General features: G+C 35.9%; 18 protein-coding genes. 6 read left to right on the top strand and 12 right to left on the bottom strand.

Going from position 1 to position 20,746, the window contains the following annotated elements; genetic code table 11:
• Nucleotides 1-322 precede the first annotated feature (322 nt).
• From ATE47_RS00840 to dapA, 4 genes are all read right to left on the bottom strand, one after another.
• Nucleotides 323-769, bottom strand: coding sequence for a response regulator (locus tag ATE47_RS00840; protein WP_062160177.1), 447 nt, complete (start codon nt 767-769; stop codon nt 323-325).
• Nucleotides 762-1,343: a helix-turn-helix domain-containing protein gene (locus ATE47_RS00835; RefSeq protein ID WP_062160176.1), complete on the bottom strand. Its 582-nt coding sequence runs from the start codon at nt 1,341-1,343 to the stop codon at nt 762-764. Before ATE47_RS00835 ends, ATE47_RS00840 begins: the two co-directional genes overlap by 8 nt.
• Before the next feature lie 294 nt (nt 1,344-1,637).
• Nucleotides 1,638-2,141 carry a GNAT family N-acetyltransferase gene (locus ATE47_RS00830; protein WP_082632448.1) on the bottom strand — a complete coding sequence of 168 codons (504 nt, stop codon included), beginning with the start codon at nt 2,139-2,141 and terminating at the stop codon, nt 1,638-1,640.
• A gap of 216 nt (nt 2,142-2,357) precedes the next feature.
• The gene (dapA, locus tag ATE47_RS00825) at nt 2,358-3,230 is read right to left on the bottom strand and encodes a 4-hydroxy-tetrahydrodipicolinate synthase (protein ID WP_062160175.1); all 873 of its coding nucleotides are present in this window, start codon (nt 3,228-3,230) and stop codon (nt 2,358-2,360) included.
• Nucleotides 3,231-3,424: 194 nt separating this feature from the next.
• Between dapA and ATE47_RS00820 the strand changes: the two genes are divergently transcribed.
• Genes ATE47_RS00820 through recO form a run of 4 tightly spaced genes read left to right on the top strand, consistent with a single transcriptional unit; the run spans nt 3,425 to nt 8,092 of the window.
• Nucleotides 3,425-4,183 (top strand): 5'-nucleotidase C-terminal domain-containing protein, encoded by a 759-nt coding sequence (locus ATE47_RS00820; RefSeq protein WP_062163396.1) that lies wholly within the window; start codon nt 3,425-3,427, stop codon nt 4,181-4,183.
• Complete coding sequence (locus ATE47_RS00815; RefSeq protein WP_062160174.1) at nt 4,183-5,133, top strand: bifunctional metallophosphatase/5'-nucleotidase; 951 nt, start codon at nt 4,183-4,185, stop codon at nt 5,131-5,133. Before ATE47_RS00820 ends, ATE47_RS00815 begins: the two co-directional genes overlap by 1 nt.
• A gap of 2 nt (nt 5,134-5,135) precedes the next feature.
• Nucleotides 5,136-7,406, top strand: a complete 2,271-nt coding sequence (gene porZ / locus ATE47_RS00810) for a type IX secretion system anionic LPS delivery protein PorZ (RefSeq protein ID WP_185097114.1) — start codon at nt 5,136-5,138, stop codon at nt 7,404-7,406.
• On the top strand, nt 7,406-8,092 hold the full coding sequence (gene recO, locus ATE47_RS00805) for a DNA repair protein RecO (protein ID WP_062160173.1): 687 nt from the start codon (nt 7,406-7,408) through the stop codon (nt 8,090-8,092). The genes porZ and recO overlap by 1 nt, the downstream gene beginning before the upstream one ends.
• Before the next feature lie 86 nt (nt 8,093-8,178).
• On the opposite strand, the gene ATE47_RS00800 is transcribed toward recO, so the two are convergent.
• From ATE47_RS00800 to ATE47_RS00785, 4 genes are all read right to left on the bottom strand, one after another.
• Nucleotides 8,179-10,833, bottom strand: a complete 2,655-nt coding sequence (locus ATE47_RS00800) for an MGH1-like glycoside hydrolase domain-containing protein (RefSeq protein WP_062160172.1) — start codon at nt 10,831-10,833, stop codon at nt 8,179-8,181.
• 334 nt (nt 10,834-11,167) lie between these two features.
• Entirely contained in the window at nt 11,168-11,977 is an 810-nt protein-coding gene (locus ATE47_RS00795; protein ID WP_062160171.1) for a glucose 1-dehydrogenase, read from the bottom strand.
• A gap of 72 nt (nt 11,978-12,049) precedes the next feature.
• On the bottom strand, nt 12,050-12,523 hold the full coding sequence (locus ATE47_RS00790) for a GNAT family N-acetyltransferase (RefSeq protein ID WP_062163394.1): 474 nt from the start codon (nt 12,521-12,523) through the stop codon (nt 12,050-12,052).
• Between the two features lie 4 nt (nt 12,524-12,527).
• A complete protein-coding gene (locus ATE47_RS00785; protein WP_062160170.1) occupies nt 12,528-13,142 on the bottom strand; it encodes a DUF1684 domain-containing protein in 615 nt (204 codons plus the stop codon).
• 159 nt (nt 13,143-13,301) lie between these two features.
• On the opposite strand from ATE47_RS00785, the gene ATE47_RS00780 reads away from it, so the two are divergent.
• The gene (locus ATE47_RS00780) at nt 13,302-14,876 is read left to right on the top strand and encodes a GMC family oxidoreductase N-terminal domain-containing protein (protein WP_228376298.1); all 1,575 of its coding nucleotides are present in this window, start codon (nt 13,302-13,304) and stop codon (nt 14,874-14,876) included.
• Between the two features lie 95 nt (nt 14,877-14,971).
• On the opposite strand, the gene ATE47_RS00775 is transcribed toward ATE47_RS00780, so the two are convergent.
• The 3 genes from ATE47_RS00775 to ATE47_RS00765 form a co-directional block, all read right to left on the bottom strand.
• Nucleotides 14,972-15,373 (bottom strand): hypothetical protein, encoded by a 402-nt coding sequence (locus tag ATE47_RS00775; RefSeq protein ID WP_062160169.1) that lies wholly within the window; start codon nt 15,371-15,373, stop codon nt 14,972-14,974.
• A 78-nt stretch (nt 15,374-15,451) separates the two neighbouring features.
• Nucleotides 15,452-16,957, bottom strand: coding sequence for a malate dehydrogenase (quinone) (gene mqo / locus ATE47_RS00770; protein WP_062160168.1), 1,506 nt, complete (start codon nt 16,955-16,957; stop codon nt 15,452-15,454).
• Between the two features lie 273 nt (nt 16,958-17,230).
• Nucleotides 17,231-18,268, bottom strand: a complete 1,038-nt coding sequence (locus tag ATE47_RS00765) for an NAD(P)H-dependent glycerol-3-phosphate dehydrogenase (RefSeq protein WP_062160167.1) — start codon at nt 18,266-18,268, stop codon at nt 17,231-17,233.
• A 227-nt stretch (nt 18,269-18,495) separates the two neighbouring features.
• Between ATE47_RS00765 and ATE47_RS00760 the strand changes: the two genes are divergently transcribed.
• The gene (locus ATE47_RS00760; protein ID WP_062160166.1) at nt 18,496-19,530 is read left to right on the top strand and encodes a M23 family metallopeptidase; all 1,035 of its coding nucleotides are present in this window, start codon (nt 18,496-18,498) and stop codon (nt 19,528-19,530) included.
• Between the two features lie 152 nt (nt 19,531-19,682).
• On the opposite strand, the gene ATE47_RS00755 is transcribed toward ATE47_RS00760, so the two are convergent.
• The gene (locus ATE47_RS00755) at nt 19,683-20,540 is read right to left on the bottom strand and encodes a GLPGLI family protein (RefSeq protein ID WP_082632447.1); all 858 of its coding nucleotides are present in this window, start codon (nt 20,538-20,540) and stop codon (nt 19,683-19,685) included.
• Between the last annotated feature and the right edge of the window lie 206 nt (nt 20,541-20,746).

Here is a 20,746-nt window from a genome sequence, read left to right as displayed (position 1 = left end):
CCTTTAACTACTCTTGAGTTTTCATGATTGTACCGTTTTGTTTAAAGATCTTCTATGCTTTAATTGGAAATTGATATAATTCATTTTGTTAACTAACATTGTGATTTATAATTTAGTTTCTATGTTGAAACAATTATTTTCCATTCATTATGCTTTTTATATAGTAAATTTGTGTTCCAACTTTACACTACAAAATGCTTCCGCCGCAAAATAAATCTTATATTTTTTTTCGTTAAATATAAAATTATCACCTTTAAGTGAATATTGCGAGACAAAGATAAAAATTAAATTTTAATCTGAAAACAGATAAAGCAATTTTTTTTCACACTTTCATGATAAAATTATTTTTATTCAAACCTGAGGTATGATACTGCCAGTTGAGGGTAACTATTTCTGCCACAACTTTCTTCAGATTATCATAATTGTCGGGCTTTTTCATAACAATATTAGCCCCATTTACAAAAATCTCCTCTTCTTCAGCTGTCGAAAAATGATCAGAATAAATAGCAATCACCATATTGTCAAACCTAAAATCTGTTTTAATTTCTTCGATGTATTCCAGGCTGTTTTTCTTTGGAATCTCTTTTTCCATGAATAAAATTTCTGGAATCTGAGCCTCTTCACTGTTCAGATAATCCATCAGATTTTCTCCATTACCGAAAATCTGGATCTTAATTCCTACTTTTAAATCTTTAAATACCTTTTTAAAAAGAATCCGGTTTTCCTCACCATTATCAACCAGAATTACATTTAGATATTCCCTATTCATACTGCATCTTAATATTACTGATCATACTTTGAGCCTTTCTTCTCTTGGTTACAATTTTTTGAAATTGAGAGGGCGTAATCCCTGTAGTATTTTTAAATTGAGTGCTCAGATGGGCAACACTTGAATAATTGAGTCTGTGGGCAATCTCCGTAAGACTTTGCTTATTACTGATTATCAATTCCTTCGCATACTCGATTTTCTGAATAATGATAAAATTTTCTATCGAAGTATAAGTAACCTCCGAAAACAGATTCGACAGATAACCATAGCTATGATTAAGTTTTTCTGCGATATAAATTGAAGCTTTCACCGGAATTACCTCATCAGAAAAAACCAGCTCCACAATAACATCTTTGATCTTTTGAACTAAAGCTGTTTTCTGGCTTTCGATAATCTCTATTCCGTAATCTTCAAGGTTTTTCTTAAAATTTTTGTGCTGTTCCTGAGTAAATGATTCGTAAAACTCAACCTCCCCAAAATTCAGCAACCGGTACTTCAAACCGTGTTCTTTAAGCTTTTCATCCAACACTTTTTTACAGAGAGCATTGAAATCAAATTTTACATACATTTTCATCCTTTCTGCGTGTATCAAATTTTAAGTAAATATAGTAATTTATTTCAATAAAAAGTGAAATAGACTACAAATTTAAATAGAATTCCACAAACGCAAAAAACTCCTGCATTGTGGAATACAGGAATTTAAACACTAAGGATGAAAAAAATATACCGATAAAAAGCAAAAAACTGCTTAAGACCAAGCATATGAATGTATTGTTATGAAGTGATTTGGTTCTGATACAAAGATGTACAAAAAAAACACTTCACCTTTTATAGAATTACGCTTAAATGTTATAGAATTTTAAGTCAATTATTTGTGAATTAAAAACTCCATAAGATAATCATCCATTACAAAACCATTACCAATATTTAAAACCACTTCATTATATATTGTAAATCCCTGAGATTCATAAAAATTTTTCGCAATGTTCACTTTGTTTACATTTAAGATAATCCTCTGATCCATGCTTTCCGAAACTTTTTCTTTCAAAAAATCAAGCGCCCTTTTGCCGAAACCTTTTCCTTTACTTTCCGGAACGAGATAAATCCGGTGTAGTTTTGTTGTTCCTTCCTCATATCCATGTTCATACCCGATGAAACCTTCGAAAGAATCATTATTCTCATCAAAAATTAAATAATAATGATAATTTGGATTCTCCAGATGATTTGAAATTTCTTCTTTCGAATACATCTCTCTCAACATATAATCGATTTGTTCATTGGAAATAATTCCCGCATATGCACTCACCCATGATCTTCTCGCCAAGTCCTGAATCAAAGGAATATCATTTTCTGTAGCTTTTATTAATTTCATTAAGTTTAAATTTTTAATATTGTTTTTTAACGCAAAGTTCGCAAAGATTTTCTTTAAATTGTTTGTGCTTATGTTTGCCAAGGCGTTTCACTCAGCTGGGATATTATTAAAAAAGGCGAAAAGCCTTAACTTTTCACCTTAATATGTTTATTGTAACTTTAAAAAGTTACTGGAAAAATCACAATTCACTGCAAAGCAAATTGACAATTTCCCATTCTAAATGTTCGCCATCTCAGCTTTAATTTTTGCATGAAGCCCTTCTGAAGCAGGAACCAGGGGAAGTCTCAAATAGTTTTTAATAATTCCTTTTTCCGCTAAAACAACCTTGATTCCGCAAGGATTTCCTTCAGCAAAAATCAATCTTGTGATTTCAACCAATTTATTGTGGATTTCATACGCTTCTTTCACTTTTCCGTCAAATGCCAACTGAACCATGGTAGAAAATTCTTTCGGATACCCTTGCCCGATCACAGAAATTACTCCGTTTCCGCCCGCCAAAGTTACAGGAAGTGTAAATTCATCGTCTCCCGAAACCAAATTAAATCCTTCCGGTTTTTTTCTTAAAATATCAAAATACTGTAAAATATTTGGTGAAGCTTCTTTAATTAAGAATAAATTAGGGAATTCTTTTGCTAAACGTAAAGTGGTTTCTGCCTCAACATTTTGTCCCGTTCTTGAAGGAACATTATAAATAATAATATTTTTTCCTGTAGAAGCCAGCATTTTATAATGCTGATAAAGCCCTTCCTGATTAGGTTTATTGTAATATGGAGATACGGAAAGTACCGCTTCAAAAGCTGATAAATCCGTTTCTTCAATCTGTTTCTTAACTTCAAGCGTATTATTTCCACCAATTCCCAGCACCAAAGGCAAGCGTTTATTATTTACCTTAATGATATGATCTACCACCTGTTTCTTCTCCTCGTCAGAAAGCGTTGCAGCCTCTGCCGTAGTTCCCAAAACAACTAAATAATTGGTTCCGTTTTCAATATTGTACTCAACAAGTTTCGTCAAACTATCGAAATCAACGGATAAATCTTCATTAAAGGGTGTAATCAATGCCACACCTACTCCTTTTAAAATGCTCATCTGTTAAAATTATTTTTGTCAAATTTAATAATTTAGACCAAGAATTTGTAATAAATAATAATGTTTTATTATACATATAATTATATTTGCATATACTAAAAGATATTATGAAATCGCTATGACTAAAATTATCTTAAAAAACTTTTAAGTACTGGCGATTGCATATGATCTTTAAAAAAATTAATTTGCTGAATATGAAGAATAAATTCTTGTTACTAGGAATTGTTTTGGCTACACTTTCCGCTTGTAAGACGGCTTCTCCGTTACAAGTGGCAAATGTGCAGACCCAGAAGAATATTTCTATTAATAATGAGCTTAAAAATGATGAGGAGTTTGTAAAAATTATTGAACCTTATAAGCAAAAATTGGATAAAGAGATGAATCAGAAGATCTCCCACACCAATGTAGACCTTACAAAACAAGGCGACAATAGTAATTTGGGCAACCTTTTAGCAGATTACACGTTCGATGGAGCTGATGAATGGGCGAAAAAAAATCTTCAAAAAAATATCGATGCTGCGTTGATCAATATCGGAGGAATCCGAACAACGATCGGGAAAGGCGATATTTTACTAAAAAGTGTATTTGAAGTAATGCCTTTTGAAAATGAAGTGATTATCGTAAAAATGAAAGGATCAGATTTACAAGGGCTTTTTGATTATTATGCAAAAACTCAGGTGAATAATCCTGTTTCTCATTTATACATTGAAACCAATAACGGGCAATTAACAAAGTCTTTAATCAACGGAAAAGAAGTAAATCCGACCCAGGATTACTACATTGCAACCTCAGATTATCTGGCTTTGGGCGGTGACAATATGAAATTTTTCGCAAAAGGAGAAGCAATTTCAACAGGAATTAAATTAAGAAATCTTTTCATCGATTATTTTAAGAAAAATCCTGAAGTTGTGGCCAATACGGATGTTCGTTTAAACTTTATCGGTAAGAAGTAATGGATAGAAAAAAGTTTTTAAAAGCAATAGGTAGCGGAACTTTAGCAATGGCTTTAGCTCCGAATATGATAATGGCGGAAGAGCTGAAAATTCTTGATTTAAAATCCGAAAATAAGCTTACAATTCTTCATACCAACGACCAGCACAGCAGAATAGAACCTTTTGATGCAAGTTATACCAAAAATCCCAATCAGGGTGGTTTTGCGAGAAGGGCAACCTTAATTCAACAAATCAGAAATCAGGAATCAAATGTTTTGCTTCTTGATTCAGGTGATATTTTCCAGGGAACTCCTTATTTTAATTTTTTTGGAGGTGAACTGGAGTTTAAATTAATGTCCATGATGAAGTACGACGCTTCTACCATGGGAAATCATGATTTTGATAACGGATTAGATGGATTTTTAAATGTTTTACCGAATGCAAAATTCCCTTTTATCTGTTCGAATTATGATTTTAAAAATACAATTCTCGACGGAAAAACTTCCCAATACAAGATTTTTAATAAAAACGGGATTAAAGTCGGGATTTTCGGAGTGGGAATTCAATTGGAGGGATTGGTTGGTAAAAAGCAATACGGCGAAACCGTTTATTCTGACCCAATTGATGTTGCCCAACATTATTCAAACTACCTGAAAAACGAACAAAAATGTGATCTTGTGATCTGCCTTTCACACATCGGCTATGATTACAAGGATGAGCCCAATAAAGTAAGCGATAAAATTTTAGCCTCAAAAACGGAAAATATTGATCTTATTTTAGGAGGTCACACCCATACTTTCTTACCAGAACCTCAGACTTATCAAAATAGACAAGGCAAAAATGTTCTGGTAAACCAGGTTGGATGGGCCGGACTTCTTTTGGGCAGAATAGATTTCTTCTTTGATTCAAATAAAAACGTAAAACGTATTTCCTGGAACAATCAGGCAATAGACAGCAGCATAATAGCATAAGCATGAAAAAACTCTCTTTAATTTCTCTTGGTGTTTTAGCATCCCTACAATTTGTAAATGCACAGAATATTTCTTCAAAAAAATGGGCAGATTTGTTTTCCTACAACAATGTTTTGGCCATGAAAGAAGATAATGGAAAAATAGTGGCAGCCGCAGAAAACGGGATATTTTATTATACAATTTCATCAGGTGAAATTACCAAGCTGTCTAAAGCAAACGGCTTGCATGAGGTGAAAATTTCTGCTTTCGACTATAATCCTCAGACAAAAATAGGGTTGATCGGTTATCAGAACGGCTCTATGGATGTTGTTACTCCGGACGGAGTTACCTATATTGTGGACATTCCAATTGCTACCGGCTACAATGCAAGCAAAAAAATCAATCATATTTCCATTACGGGAGATCTGGCTGTCATTTCCGTAGGATATGGAGTTTCTATTTTTGATTTAAAGAAAAAGGAATTTAAGGATTCTGCATTTTTCCTTACAGGAGGTGTGTATGAGGCTAGTAACGAAGCAACAATTTTCGGGAATAAAGTATATTCCGTAACTAATACAGGGCTAAAAAGCCATGAAATGAATACAACTTTCCCGGTTTTCTCAACGTGGTCTACCGAAATGGCAGGTTCTTTCAAACATATAGATTCTGAATCTGTACTTACTTTTTCATCACCCACTACAGCTTACCTTTACAATGGGGGTACTCCTACTCCGCTATCACAAACGTTCAGCAATGCTCGCGATTTGGTTGTAAACAGCAACAGTATTGTTGTCACTGATGTGAACAGGATTTATACATTTAATACCAGCGGAAATTTTAATAATAGTGTAACTTTCGGGGAAGAATGTAATACCGCAATCGCCATAGGAAGCAATGTCTATGGTGGGACTGTCTTATCCGGAATAAAAAACGAAAGCAACAATTCTTTCAGACCGGATGGGCCTTACTTTAATTTTGCCTATAAAATCAACTTATACGGCGACAATCAGATTTTAGTATCAACCGGCGGTAGAGGAAACAGATTCAATACGCCTATCTCAAATCCTAAAAATCCAGGATTTTATTATTTTGACGGAATGCAGTGGGTTTATTCATCGTATTTCACATCAGGGACTAAAGTATTCAATGTATTGGATGCTATTGCGAACCCTACCGACAGTAATGAAGTTTTCTTCACAAATTATGTTTTCTCACCGGATCAGGGAGTTTACAAAATGAAGTATAATTCTGCGAATAAAGATTTTGAGTTTGTGAAGCAATACAATCTGGGAGCTACAAGCATTTATTATACACGACCGGTTGGTTTTACTTATGATGATCAGAATAATTTATTTGTTACCGTAGCTTTTACTCAAGATGCGTCAAGTGGATTAGGTTTCTATGATAAAATAACAGACCAATTTACAGTAAAAAGCTTTGGATACAGTAATGGATCCCAAAAGCCGCTGTTCTATGAAAAATTATTGTGGATTCCTTTACCAAGAACGAACCAGTTTTTGGCCTATGATTTAAAAAGTACCCCTTCCAATCTTACTGACGATACAGACTATATTTTAAACCAATCCAACGGCTTTGCAGCCAATTCCGGGGGATCAGTTTCTGTGGCCATTGACAAATCAGGGGATGCATGGATAGGAGGTGATATTGGTTTAAGAATTTTGCCTAATGCTGTTTCGGCAATTAAAGATCCTAACAGTGCGACGGTAGAACCTATTATTATTGAGCAAAATGGCCTTGGTGAAGAACTTTTCAGAGATGCCCAGATTTTGCAGGTTGAAGTGGATGCAGGAGATCACAAATGGGTTTCTGTAGACGGCGGCGGTGTTTATTACCTTTCCGCAGATGGGCAGCAGACAATTAAGCATTTTACAAAAGAAAATTCGCCATTACCTACCAACAGTATTACAGATATCAAAGTAGACAGAAAAACAGGAAAAGTTTATTTCGTTTCTTATGACGGAATTGTGACTTATCAGGGTGATGTTTCAGATGTAACATCAGATTTCGGAAACGTTCTGGTTTATCCGAATCCTGTTGTTTATTCTAATTTTAAAGGAAAAGTTACCATCAAAGGCCTAGCGGAAGTTACCAATATCAGAATCGCTGATGCAACAGGAAATGTGGTACATTCTGCAGTGGCAAGAGGTGGATATTATGAATGGGATCTTAATAATCAAAGAGGAAAAAGAGTGGCTTCAGGGATTTATTTTGTTTTAATGACCAATGAAGACGGCTCAGATAAAGCTACTGCAAAAATAGCTGTGGTCAATTAATGAATTCACAAAACGGATTTTTATTATCATACATAAAATACGGTGAAAACGATGCTGTCCTGCACTGTTTCACGGAAGAAGATGGCTTTCAGTCTTATTTTTTAAAAGGAATTTATGCCAAAAGAAATAAGAAGAAGGCTTTGCTTCTGCCTTTGAGCAAGCTTAATTTTTCTTTAAATCCATTAAAAGGAAGCGGCATACAGACCATTTCCAAATTTGAGATGGTAAAAAGCAATGATATTTATTCGGATATCAAATGTAATTCGGTTGTGTTTTTTATTTCAGATTTTTTAAATCAAAACCTGAGGCACGAAAATAAAAACCAGCATATTTTCTTTTGTCTTGAAGAGTTTATTGATGAATTGGAAAACCAAAATTACCAGTCGCACTTTATATTTTTAATTAAAATCTTAAAAATTAATGGAGTCGTTCCCTTGCTCAATGATGGAAAATATCTTGATCCGGAAACCGGAGTTTTTACTCAAAGTATGACCCATCAATTGTTTGGTGAAGAAATATCAGCGCTCTGGAAATCTATTCTCTATTCTGAAAATCCTTATCAGATAAAAATTCGTTCGGCTTTTAGAAAAGATTTTTTAGACAGCCTTTTGGTCTACTACCACTATCATATCACCGATTTCAAAACTCCGACCTCTCTTGAAGTAATCCAACAGATATTTGAGTAAATCACAAGATATTGTTTAGTGACCCTGCACTTTGTCAAAGTTTAAAATCTTTGACAAAGTTAATTTCTCACAATTAAAACCACTGCCTATTTCACACCTCCCGGCATTCCCGTTTCAGACTCTGCGATTGATTTTTTTGAAAATCTTGGCATAAGAATTTTTGCAATTAAGCCCGTCCAACCCGTTTGATGGGAAGCTCCCACTCCACGGCCGTTGTCCCCATGAAAATATTCGTAAAATAAAATATAATCTTTAAAATCCGGATCAGACTGAAATCTTGGATACTGTCCGTTGAAAGGACGGTTTCCGTGTTCGTCCTTTAAAAATATTTTAGATAATCTTTCACTTAAAGCATCAGCAATTTGATCCAAATTAAGGTAATTCCCACTTCCCGTAGGATATTCTACTAAAAAATCAGGGCTGTAATAAAAGAAAAACCGTTGTAAGCTTTCAATAATTAAAAAATTAATCGGAAACCAGATCGGGCCTCGCCAATTACTGTTGCCCCCAAAAAGTCCACTGTCACTTTCTGCCGGAGTGTATTTTACGGTGTAATCATTTTCATTTAATTTAATATTAAAAGGCTCTTTCTCATATTCTTTCGACAAAGCACGAACCCCGAACTCACTTAAAAATTCATCGGGATTCAGCATTCTGCTCAGTAATCTTTTCAAACGATGGCCTCGGAGAAGTGAAAGCAAATGCTTAGAATCCTGCCCCTTTACTTCCCAATGGGAAACCAGCGCTGCCAGTTCCGGTTTATTTTCCAGAACCCATTCCATTCTTTGTTTGAAGTTTGGAAGATTCTCAATCATTTCATCATCAATAACTTCCACCGCAAACATCGGAATTAATCCAACTACAGTCCTTAATCTCAAATACATATGGCTCCCGTCACTCAAAGAGAGCGCATCATAAAAAAACTCATCTTCCTCATCCCAAAGGCTAAAATCTTCATCTCCCATATTGTCCAGCGAATTGGCTATGGAAAGGAAATGCTCAAAAAACTTCATTGCCATTTCTTCATACACATTGTTGTAAAGAGCCAACTCCAAGGCAATTCTCATCATATTCAGCGCAAACATGGCCATCCAGCTGGTCCCGTCAGACTGCTCCAGATGTTCACCATCCGGAAGTGGTATGCTGCGGTCAAAAATACCGATGTTATCAAGTCCTAAAAATCCTCCTTCAAAAATATTGTTTCCATTGCTGTCTTTTTTGTTGACCCACCATGTAAAGTTCATCAATAGTTTCTGGAAAGCACTTTCAAGGAATTCCAGATCAGGCTTTCCTTTTAAATATTCATCAATTTTAAAAACCCGAAAAACCGCCCATGCATGCACCGGAGGATTCACATCATTGAAATTCCATTCATAGGCTGGAAGCTGGCCATTGGGGTGCATGTACCATTCAAAAAGGAAAAGTTTTAACTGATGTTTTGCAAAATCAGGGTCAATCAAAGAAAAACTTATCGTATGAAAAGCCAGATCCCAGGTTGCATACCACGGATATTCCCATTTGTCGGGCATGGAAATAATATGCTCATTGTTGAGATGTTTCCATTGAAAATTACGGAGCTTTTCACGGGATTTTGGCGGAGTTACTTCTGCCGGATCGCCTTTCAGCCATTTTTCAACATTGTAATGATAAAACATCTTGCTCCAAAGCATTCCTGCAAAAGCCTGCCGTTGAACCAGCTTTTCATCTTCCGTTTTTATTTCTTTTTGAATTTCTGCGTAAAATTCGTCGGCTTCCTGTTTTCTTAAGTTAAAAATTTCATCAAAATCTTTAAATGGTTGTTTTAAGTCTTTATCTGAAATCCTGAACTCAAATATTTTTGTTTCTTTTGGTTTAAAGTTTTCATCAATAAAAAATGCGGCTTTTGTACCGAAATCTTTCGGATTTACGGATTGAGAGTTTCCGTTGACTACAAAATCATTGATTCCGTCTTTACTGTATTTTGATTTATTGGGGCATTGGTAAATCTTTTCATTATTGGTTTCATTATCACAAAACAAGACTTTTGCCGATTGTTTTGCGTAAATATTTTTTATTTCTAAATCTTTATGATGAACGGTAATGGAATCAGATTCTTCACTGGTCATTTGCGGTTTATATTCATCGTAGCCCCAATTCCATGTGTTCCTGAACCAAGCTGTCGGCAAAATAATCAACGGAGCTTTGTTTTCAGATTTGTTGACGATCGTGAGTTTCACCAAAATATCATTCTGGCTTTCTTTTGCATATTCAATAAAAATGTCAAAATATTCGTTTTGGTCAAAAATTCCGGTGTCGATCAATTCGTATTCAGGATCCTCTTTCCCTCTTCCGGCATTTGTCATTAATAAATCTTCGTACGGAAAGGCATTCTGTGGATATTTGTACAGCATTTTCATGTAAGAATGTGTGGGCGTAGAATCCAGATAATAGAAGTATTCTTTTACATCTTCGCCATGATTTCCTTGTCTGTTCGTTAAGCCAAAGAAACGTTCTTTCACTATTTTATCCTTTTTATTCCAGAATCCGATGGAAAAAATTAACTTCTGTATATCATCACAAATTCCGCAGATGCCCTCTTCTCCCCAACGGTAGGTTTTTGCTTCGGCCGTGTCGTGAGTGGTATAGTTCCAGGCGTCACCGTTTGCACTGTAATCTTCACGTACCAATCCCCATTCACGGTTGCTGACGTATGGACCCCATTTTTTCCAGGAAATATCTGATAGTCTTTCTTTTTCTTTCATATTGGTGATGATTTTTTAATATTTCTACAAAAAAGTTTGCCGTTATTTTGTCATTTCGAACGCAACGAAATGGAGTGAAGAATCTCTAAAATAAAGCCTAGACTCTTCCTGCGTCAGAATGACAAGCCGGATGGTGATTTTCAGTATTGACAAGTGAAACAGATTCACTATTCACTATTGACAGTGATAACCGACAATTAAAACGGCTGACATTCCTGTTACGACTGAGATGCGCCCCGGATTGAACGGCCTGTCTGAGCTCTTTTTGTAAGCCCGGAAGATGCAATGGCACAAAAAAGCGAGTAGTGAAAGCCGGAAATGTGCGCCTAAAAACCTATCCACCCGTTGAAAAACTCTCAAAAGTGGTCATACCACCATCCACAAAAATGCTGGCTCCGGTAATGTAATCCGATAAGTCGCTCGCTAGAAAAGCAGCCAGATTTCCGATGTCCTGCGGTTGCCCGATTCTGTTGTAAGGAATAAGTGTTAAAAGTGAATTAAGTGCTTCCGGACTGTTCCACGCGTTCGTATTGATAGGCGTTTGAATGGCGCCGGGACAGATAGAATTCACTCGGATTTTGTCTGCTCCGTATTCTTGAGCCAACGTTTGCATCAGCATCCTGATTGCGCCCTTGCTTGCCGCATAATTGGCGTGGCCTGCCCACGGAATAACCTCATGAACAGAACTTATGTGAATGATTTTTCCGCAGGCAACTGAGCGTGAGGTGTCTATTCCGCGGCGAAGAAATTCTTTAATGGCTTCTCTTGCGCAAAGAAATTGCCCGGTAAGATTCACTCCAATCACAGCATTCCATTGATCCAGCGTCATTTCCGTGAATTTTGAATCTTTTTGAATGCCGGCATTATTGATCAAAATATCAACGGTCCCGAATTCTGAAATGGTATCCTGAAACATTTTCACGACCTGATCTTCTTTAGAAACATCGCATTGATAGGTCATTCCTTTTCCGCCAGCGTCGGTAATTTCTTTTAAAACTGCCTTTGCTTCATCCGTAGACCTTTCCGAAGAGTGATTGACAACGACCGTCGCGCCCGCCGAAGCCAAAGATTTTGCAATTCCCGAACCAATTCCGCTGGAGGCTCCCGTAACTACAGCAACCTGATTTTGAAGTGAGATTTCCATATTTTATTATTTGATGTTACTCAAATTTATGGAAGAATTACGCCAAATGAAGAATTTGCAATTAAAATTTTCTTAAAGTTTTTTGTACATTAAATATTGCAGACCGCTACGTCCCATCCTAGTTTTTCCATCGTAATGATAGCCAACTTTTAAGTATAGATCATAAGCCGAAATATTATTCTGATTGACAGCAAGTACAATTTCGTCGCAGTTGGTGAAATTTTTACGCACAAAATGATCTGTTTCCAGCATTGCCGCCTTCCCTATTCCTTTGCCCTGCATTTCTGGTTTGATAGATAGAGAGCGCAATAGTGTGGAGTTTGGGTTATCCGTTAAGTCCAGCTTATCATCACCGAAATCCAAGGTGAAAAATCCTGCAATTTTCTCATCATTGACAATGATTACCGGAAATTCCAGCCCCGTGTTTCTTTCTGCAATTCTATTTAATGCATATTCTGCTGTTGAAGTATACTGAGATTGAATTTCGTCCAAAGTATAATCTACCTCCGGAAGATCTTCTTCTGTGAAAAATTTTAAGCTAACCATAGAATTAATGATAAATATCTTCATACATAACTCCTGCACGAATTTCAACAGGAAGTTTGTTTTCTTCAGGAACAATCGGGCAATTGTAGTCGTAAGCGTTGTAAGCGCAGTAAGGTTGGTATGATTTGTTGAAATCCAGAACGATTGTATTTCCTTTTGGGATAGTTAAATCCATATATTTTCCTCCTCCGTAGGTTTCTTTTTCATTGGTTGCATCACGGAAAGGCAGAAATAAATAATCCTTATATTTTTCTTGTTTGATTAAATCTAAACTTTGATACAGCGTTAAAGTGTAAGATTCACCGTCCAGTTCAAAAGTTGCTTTGCCATATTCTTTATAAGATTTTGTTTTTCCGGAAGAGGTCGGAAGATCAAATGGCTTCGAGTTTTCTGTTTTGCTAAACTTAGCTTTAATTCTGTATTTTAAATCAAAAGGAAAAAAACGATGTCCTTTGAAATTTGTAAAATTTTCTCCCCGTAAAGGTGTTTCTTTTGGATTTGAATATTCCGCATTTAGTTCTTTTTGAAACTTTTTCACTTCTAGCTCTTCTTTGGAAACCTTTTTCTGTGAAAAAATGAATAACGGACAAAATATTAATAGTAAAATATATTTCTTCATGAATGAATTAAAATAAAAGTTAAAGCTATGAAATTTTAATTTTATCCTTATTAAAAAATGGTTACAAAATAAGTTAATACGGTCAAAAACATAAATAATTCTTAATAAAATTCAAAACACAGTTTCTAGCATATTTTTTGAATAGAATGCAAAAATACTATGATGAACAGAAAAGAGTTTATAAAATCCGGTTTCCTTGCGATAGGAGGTTTTTATTTTTTAAATTCCGGTGTATTGAAAGCCGGCCAACTGCAAAAGTCCAATATTAAAGGAGTTGATGCACCCATAATCATTGTCGGTTCGGGATATGGAGGTGCAGTTGCGGCATTACGCCTTTGCCAAGCCGGAAAGAAAGTAGTGATGTTGGAAATGGGCATGAATTGGGGGAAATCTGGACTTCCTTATTCCAGCTTATTAAAACCTGAAAAAAGTGCGGCCTGGCTGAAAACAAAAACCATTGCTCCTTTTTTCAATATTTTTAGCATAAAACCTTTTACCGGTGTGCTGGACAGATTAGATTTTGAACATATCAATATCTGGGTCGGAAGAGGTGTAGGAGGCGGTTCCCTAGTAAACGGAGGAATGGCTGTAACTCCCAAAAAAGATTATTTTAAGGAGGTTTTTCCTAATCTTGATACAGAAAAATTTTATAGCGTCTATTTCCCGAAGGCGCGGCAGGAACTGAAAGTGAATATCGTTCGGGAGGAGTTTTTAAATGAGTGTCCGTATTACAAATTCAATAAAGTGGGCGAAGAAGAAGCTCATAAAGCCGGTTTTAAAACCATGCGCGTCCCTAATGTCTACGATTTCAGCTATATGGAAAAGGAATATAAAAATGAAGTTCCTCGCTCTGCACTTAACAACGAAGTCATTTACGGAAATAATTACGGAAAAAACAGCCTGGATAAAACCTATTTACAAAAAGCTTTAGAAACGGGAAATCTGGAAATCCTCGATCTTCATGCTGTTGAAGATATTAAATTGAATGAAGATGTATCCTATACTTTAAATGTCCGACAAATCAATACTTTAGGAAAAACCGTTTCCGAGAAAACTTTTCGTTGCCGGAAGCTGATCCTCGCTGCCGGAACTATGGGAACTTTACAGCTTTTGTTGAAATCAAATGCGGTTAATAATTTTCCTGTTAATGAAAATATCGGTAAAAATTGGGGAAATAACGGAAATTTTATGACCGGAAGAAATTGGGTGAGACCACTAACGGGCGGAACCGGCGTGAAGCAATCCACAATTCCGGTAGGCGGAGTTGACAACTGGGATGATCCTGAACATCCTTTCTTTGCAGAAATTGCACCGCTTCCGATGGGCATGGATGTTGCGACTGCTTTGTATCTGCAAATTAATAAAGTGGATAAAAAAGGTTCCGTATCTTACAGCAATGGTAAGCTAAATCTCGATTGGAACGAATCTCATACTTTAAAAATGAAGGAAAACGTCGATTTTTTCATCAAAAAAATGAATAAGGCGAATGGTGGCACAAGAGCTCATTTCCTTTTTAAAGACGGTTTTGGAGCCAATATTTGTTATCATCCTTTGGGTGGATGTGTTTTGGGAGAAGCAACCAATGAATTCGGTAAGGTTAAAAATCATCATAATCTTTTTGTATTGGATGGCTCATTAATTCCGGGAACGATTGGGGTGAACCCTTTTGTAACTATTGTTGCCATTACGGAATATTGCATTGAAAATTTAATTAAACAGAATGAATTTGCTTGATTATTATTTCCCACAGATCACACAGATGTTTGCGCATATAAATCAACCATAATTATCTGTAGAAATCTGTGTAATCTGTGGTTTAAACTCAATTATTAATAGGATTCTGAAATCTTCACCCTGTAAATATCTGATGAATTCCGTTTTATTGAACCAACAAAAAATCCACCTTCTTCGGGAATCACTTCTTTTAGATCAAAGCTTTTACAATCTCTAGGAAGGCCTGAAAACACCAAAGTAAACCAAAAATCCTGCATAAAAGGAACTGCCGTCCAATTAGGAAAAATAGTAATATTTTCTGCGTGAATCAACCTGCTTTTGTGATCGGAATGATTATCAAAAAGATACGTGGAATGCCAGATCCTGATCAGGTTACCCAAAAACGGTGAAGCCGGAAAACAACAATGCACAATGACCTGCTTTTCCTCTTCTATTTTGGTTTGAAGAGACTCCAGGAGTTTTTTTACGATGACAGGTTTTACAATTGTATCAGACATTTTTTATGGGAATAAGTAATTGATAATGAGTAATAGGCACGTTGAAATACTCATTGCCCATTATTCATTCTTTATATTTCAATATTCAAGTTCTAATTTTTCTTTTGAGTAATTTCTTACTTTTTCTGTGAGTTCTGGGTTGCCGGCAAGTTTTTGTCCGTAAGAAGGAACCATTTCCAGTAATTTATCTTTCCATTCTCCGTGAAGCTTTTCGGGGAAGCATTTTTCTAAAACATTGAGCATGGCATAAACGGCTGTTGAAGCGCCTGGTGAAGCACCTAACAGTGAAGCGATCGTTCCTTTTTTATTAACCACAACTTCGGTCCCGAATTCTAGTTTCCCACCTTCACTTTCATCTTTTTTAATGATCTGTACTCTTTGTCCGGCCACTTTCAGTTCCCAATCCTCTTCTTTGGCATCTTTAATAAACTCTCTCAAATGCTGAATTCTCTGGGCTTTTGTCATGGCAACTTGCTGAACGAGATATTTCGTTAAAGGAATATTATGCCACCAAGCCCCGAATAATGATCTTAAATTTTTTGTATTCACACTTTCAGGTAAATCAAGATAGCTTCCTTCCTTTAAAAATTTTGTTGAAAATCCCGCAAACGGGCCGAAAAGCAGTGCTTTTTCGCCATCAATAATCCTTAAATCCAAATGTGGAACGGACATCGGCGGCGCATCCACAGTTGCTTGTGTATAAACTTTTGCGTGATGTTTTTCCACTAACTCCTGATTGTGAGTTACCAACCATTGCCCGGAAACCGGGAAGCCTCCGTAGCCTTCACTTTCTTTGATATCAGAGCTATCCAAAAGAGGTAACGCATATCCTCCAGCGCCGATGAATACGAAGTCTGCCACGACTTCCTGCTTATGATTATGAATCCTGTCTTTTACTTTCATTTCCCATGTTCCGTCTTCTCTCGGGTCGATATCTTTTACTTCATGATACAGGAAAACCTCAACATTGGAATCTTCCAAGAGATGTCTTCCCATTTTTCTTGTCAGCGTTCCAAAATTCACGTCTGTTCCCAAATCCATTTTGGTTGCAGCCATTATTTCAGAAGGGTTTCTTTTGCTCATAACCAAAGGAATCCATTCTTTTAATTTTTCGTGATCTGTTGTGAATTCCATTTCTTTAAACAAAACAGATTCGGACATCTTTTCGTATCGTTTTTTAAGATATTCGGCGTCTTTTTCTCCGAATACCAAGCTCATGTGCGGACAGGAATTGATGAAATTTTTAGGATTTTTAATGTATCCTTTTGTTATTAAATAAGACCAGAACTGTTTAGAGATTTCAAACTGCTCGGCAATGCTTTCCGCTTTTGAAATATCGATGGTTCCGTCGGATTTTTCGGGAGTATAATTAAGTTCACAAAACGCTGAGTGACCGGTTCCTGCATTATTCCAGGCTGCTGTACTTTCTTTTGCAAACCTACCTAGTCTTTCAAAAATTGCGATCTCCAGATTGGGATCAAACTCATGCAATATGGTAGCTAATGTGGCACTCATAATTCCGCCACCTATTAGAACAACGTCGTATTTGGGTTTCGGCGTTCTGCTTGTAAGCGATTGTGACATAACTTAAATTTTATTATCTCAAAGTTCGGGAAAAGTTCTTAAAATAAGGGGGTGTTTGGAGATTTTAACAATGTTAATTATTGTAAATTATTGTTTAAAATCTTAAAAATTATTAAGAAGCTAAGATTTCTTATTTGATAAATATATTGGAGATGCTTCGATTCCGCTCAGTATGACATCACTAATACTAACTGTCTTATTAATGGTTAATTTGTAGCGATGTCATACTGAGCGGAATCGAAGCATCTCCTAATTTTAAATTAAATTTTAAAATTAATTCAACTTTGTAGTCAGTTTTTTGAATTGTTTTTCTGCGTTTTTTCCTTCGTAGAGAATTCCGTAGATGGTGTCAATAATTGGTAATTTAAGGCCTTTTTCCTTAGCTGTTTTATAAATTGAATCGGCTGCATAATATCCTTCTGCTACCATGTTCATCGACTGGATTGCAGATTTTACGGTATACCCTTTTCCGATAAGGTTTCCTAAATTTCTGTTTCTTGAAAACAATGAATAAGCCGTTACCAATAAATCCCCTAAATAGGCACTTTCGTTAACATCTCTCGGTGCTTCGTAGATGGATTCCAGAAAAGCTTCCATTTCACGGATCGCGTTTGAAACAAAAACAGCCGTAAAGTTGTCTCCATAGCCTAAACCACTTGCGATACCCGCTCCAATGGCGAAAATATTTTTTAGAATCGCACTGTACTCATTCCCTAAAATATCTTTGCTGGAATGGACTTTAATAAAATCAGAATTAAAGATATCAACTAATTTCTGTGAAGTTTCATCTTCCACAGTGGCAATGGTAAGGTAAGAAAGTCTTTCCATCGCAACCTCTTCTGCGTGACAAGGCCCTGCAATAACCGCCTGATTCCTGAAACCAATTTTAAATTCATCTCTTAAATAATGAGCCACTACATCATTCACTTTAGGAATAATTCCTTTAATGGCAGAAACGAAGATTTTATCTTTATAATCACAAGTCATTTTATCCAAAGTATCTGAAAGATAGATAGATGGTGTTGCTAAAACAACAATATCGCAAGCAGAAACCAATTCATTGATATCTGTAGTCAGCTTTAAATTTTTAAGGTTGAAAGTAGCGGCCGTAAGGTAAGTCGGGTTGTGACCGCGAAGCTCTATGGCTCCCTTTACAAACTCACTTCTTACACACCAATGCACCACTTTACAGTTTTCGACAAGCATTTTTACGATAGCAGTCGCGAAACTTCCGCTTCCTACAACACCTACGGAAACATCAGTCCTGTTTTTTTTCGGATTCGATTCTGTATTCGTTTTCTTTTTAGCCATAATAGAAATGTGAACTGCAAATATATTAAAACAAAGATTGAAGCAAAGTTTTCAGGGCATGATAAAATCCATTTTTAGATAAAATTAACACTTAAACACAATTAAATATTTAATTAGCCGTTAATTACAGAAATAACTAAAGTTTTGTTAAAAATAACTCTGAAAATTTATTTCTAATTAAATTTGCAACTTTAAAACCGTTTTGTAATTATACTAAGAGAAGAAATATGAAGAAATTTCTAAGCAGCAAAAGGAACGTAAATCTCCTTCTAGGAGGGCTTTTACTAGTAGTTTTTGCACAAGCCATTTTCATAGCAAAGCTGTACTCTTCAAAAGATGACAAGAGCTATGAGGTAAATCTTGTAAAAATAAACACTGAAAGAGACAGTGTGGATTACTTAAAAATGAAAACAGATCTTACTTTAGTGGATCAGACTGTAGCTCAGCTGAACTCTTTCCTAAAATCTAAAGATGTTTCCAGCGAGAAAATAATGGCTTTGAGCCAGGACAGTATTTCAAATTCCGTTTATCTGGCAAAACAAGCAAACCGATACAGCCAGTATCTGATGGATCTTCAAAATAAGCTGATGCAGGTTCCTTTGGGAATGCCGACTGACGGATATATATCATCCAATTTCGGAGTGAGAAAGAACCCGATTCCGTTTAAAACCGTTTTTGCATCTGTAAAATCAAATACTACTGCGGAATCCAAGCCGGTCGCTGTTGCCGCTGCTCCGAAACCGGAAGTAAAAGCTGAACCGGTAGAAAAATTCATAGAAATAACCGACAGCTATGGAGAAAAGAGACAGGTAAAGGTAATGGTAACACCAAAAGCAAATCCGACACCGGCTGCTCCTGCTCCAACTGCAAATTCAACAACAAAAGCTGTTGCTACTAATACTTCCAATAAACCTGCGGAAAAAAACAATCCACCTGCGGAAGCTGATCAGATGCAATTCCATAAAGGATTGGATATTGCTGTTCCTTTCGGATCTGACGTAAGGGCCGCCGCCGCCGGAACCGTAATTTTCTCAGGACAAAAAGGCGGTTACGGAAATTGTGTGATTGTTTCTCACGGAAATGGATTGGCAACGCTTTACGGGCATTTATCTCAGCTTGTTGTAAAGGCGAATGATAAAGTGAAAGTTGGGCAAACTATTGCAAAATCAGGGAATTCCGGACGTTCTACTGGTCCGCATCTTCATTATGAAGTACACAAAAACAATACTCCAGTGAACCCGAAGCTGTTTATGAATCTTTAAAAGAATTAAATTGATATAGAAGTTTCGGCGGCACCTTTGGTGCCGCCGAAACTTTTTAAATATCTTTAGAAATTAATAGACCGCGGTAAAACGTAGAAAGCCTGTTAGAAATGCTGATAAATGATAGTAAGAAAAATAGTTTACGTCTTTACTTATTGTTTTTCAATCGGATTATCAATTCTATTATAGATTTCCTTAACAAAGTTTTCCTGTTTTTTAAGATATTCCCCTATTGTACTGTTAGATCCCGGCATCTTCATCGTATTTAATAATTCAGAAGGTACTTGTTGAATTTCTGCCATCTGTTCTTTGAGAGGATTAGCTTTAAATTCATTTTGTGCTTTATCAAAACGCTCTTTTGTCACTATTTTAACTGGACTTTGTTTTCTCCATTCATCTTCAACTTTTTTATTCCCCATTAATGTCCATGCATAGTTTTTTTCTGAATCTTCTATCTTCACTATCAAACCAGGAAGTCCGCAAAACTTATAAGGTCCATCTTGAAAAGGTATATCTTTACTAAACCAAGCTACCCATTTTCTACCTCCGAATTCTGTAGTTGCCTTTTGGACTTTGTATTCGCCTATTACCTCATTTTCAGGTAAAATATCCCACTTAAATTTCAAATTACTTTCATAACCATATTGTCCCTCCATGCTTATATCATCTATAAACTGTTGTTTCATCTGAGGATAAATTTTTACAATTTCATAGGTGAATTTAGGCTTCTTTATAATTTTTGCAAAATCTGGAAATTCTTTTGTTCTCTCTATTTTTTTCAGCTCTGATTGCAGAATTGTATCTTCTTTTACTAAGGAAAAGGTATAATCTTTATAAATCGACTTTTTCTCATTAATATCCAGAATAGCAATTGCCGAATCTAAAGTTGCTGAATCTTTCTTAGGCTTAAATGTATGTTTATAAAAGAAACGGTTTACATTTTTATCAACTGTCTGCGCATTGGCAAAAATCATCAAACACATCAATAGTATGGAAAACTTTATTTTCATTTTTTGTATTTTGATAATGAGTAGCCCTTAAGCTTAATTTGTTACAAATCATATTTTTCGTGAATTTTAGCTGTCATAATCTATTTTATATCAAAAAATGTTATCCGTATCACCAGAAAGCCCCTGAAAAAGTCGTCATTACATAAAACTTATTCAGGGACTTTCGTTTGATTTCAGTTTCGGCGGCACCTTTGGTGCCGCCGAAA

The organism is Chryseobacterium sp. IHB B 17019 (assembly GCF_001456155.1).
Classification (GTDB): domain Bacteria; phylum Bacteroidota; class Bacteroidia; order Flavobacteriales; family Weeksellaceae; genus Chryseobacterium.
Note: the sequence above shows the minus strand (reverse complement) of the source record. Positions and strands in the feature narration are given on the sequence as shown.